The organism is Mesorhizobium sp. M1E.F.Ca.ET.063.01.1.1 (assembly GCF_003998155.1).
Lineage (GTDB): Bacteria > Pseudomonadota > Alphaproteobacteria > Rhizobiales > Rhizobiaceae > Mesorhizobium.
The window spans coordinates 1-680 of sequence record NZ_RZSC01001423.1; the positions used below are offsets into that span (position 1 = coordinate 1).

Genomic DNA, 680 nt, shown 5'->3' on the forward strand with positions numbered 1-680 from the left:
AGATAGAGCCCCCAGATCAGGCCGGCGGCGAGGAACCCGTTGTAGAGCCCCTGATTGGCGGCCAGCACCTTGGATGCCTTGGCGAAATCCGGCGTCAGCCTGAACGCCTTGTGGCCCTGCGGCGTATCCCACAGCACCATCTCCAGATAGACGATGTAGCAGTGGATCAGCGCCACCAGCGCGACCAGTATGTTGCCGATCATTTTCCCCCTCCGCTTTCGACGCCAGCATTGATCACGCGCGGGCTTGTCCACGCAAGATGGTTTGAGCACCCTGCGCGGCAGGGTTGCCAAGGCTGGCGCGTTGGTATCTTTTCGCGCCGTCCAATTCGCTAGCTGACCAGACCGGAGCCGCCATGTCCTTTCAGAAACTCGACGACCTCGGCCACAAGCTCGAAGCGCTGGAGCATGCGCTCGCCATCCTCGGCGCCGACGAGGCGACGCATATGGCGGTCGGCGGCGGCGAGAAGCGCGCCGAGGCGATGTCGGCGCTAGCCGGCATGCTTCACGCCCGGGCGACGGCGCCGGAGATCGGCGACTGGATCGCGGCGGCCGAGGAGGAAGCGCTGAACGAGGAGCAGCAGGCGGCGGTGAGGGAGTTGCGCCGGCAATACACCAACCTCACCTGCCTGCCGGTCGAGTTCGTCGAGCGCCAGACGACGGCGCGCATGCGCTCCGAGC

1 protein-coding gene and 1 pseudogene are annotated in these 680 nt (G+C 65.9%); one reads left to right on the plus strand and one right to left on the minus strand.

Features of this window, described 5'->3' with window-relative positions:
- A partial coding sequence (locus tag EOA29_RS38980) for a DUF1304 domain-containing protein (RefSeq protein ID WP_145970140.1) occupies positions 1 to 203 on the minus strand: 203 nt, incomplete at its 3' end.
- A gap of 152 nt (positions 204 to 355) precedes the next feature.
- Between EOA29_RS38980 and EOA29_RS38985 the strand changes: the two are divergent.
- Positions 356 to 680: pseudogene (locus tag EOA29_RS38985) on the plus strand (carboxypeptidase M32); the annotation flags it as partial.